This window comes from Psychrobacter sp. 1U2 (genome assembly GCF_051847575.1).
Window position 1 is genome coordinate 1 of sequence record NZ_JBPYDC010001433.1, and the last position, 601, is coordinate 601.

Genomic DNA, 601 nt, shown 5'->3' on the forward strand with positions numbered 1-601 from the left:
GGCCAGTAAAGCGACCGATATTTTTAATAACTGTGACATTAAGATCAATCGTGTCGAGCGGGTGATTGTTTATACGCTAACCCTTGATGGAACAACAGACGGTGAAGTAAGTACAACATTGCCTGCTGCCGCTGAGCAATTGTTGTTTGACCGCATGACCCAGAGCTTGGTTTATGACTTAAATGATGTAGATAAATTGTTTGACGATGAAGCCCCAGCTTCGCTCAATCATATCGATGTGATTGGGCAAGGTCAGTCAGCACTAGAGTCAGCCAACACAGAGTTTGGCTTTGCGTTATCGAGTGAAGATATTGATTATCTGATGAATGCTTACGTCAATGAGCTTAAGCGCAATCCAACTGACGTTGAGCTGATGATGTTTGCACAGGCCAACTCAGAGCATTGCCGTCATAAGATTTTTAATGCCCAGTGGACAGTCGATGGTGAGGTACAGCCAAAATCCTTGTTCCAAATGATTAAAAACACGTATCAATCCAATCCACAAGGTATCTTATCTGCTTATAAAGACAACGCTGCGGTGATGGCAGGGGCAAAAGGAATGCGCTTTTACTCTATTCCTACTGACGCTCAAGATCCTAAT

At 43.4% G+C, this 601-nt stretch carries 1 pseudogene; it reads left to right on the plus strand.

The window, feature by feature from the left end:
- Nucleotides 1-601, plus strand: a pseudogene (locus ACS8FD_RS22490) (phosphoribosylformylglycinamidine synthase); the annotation flags it as partial.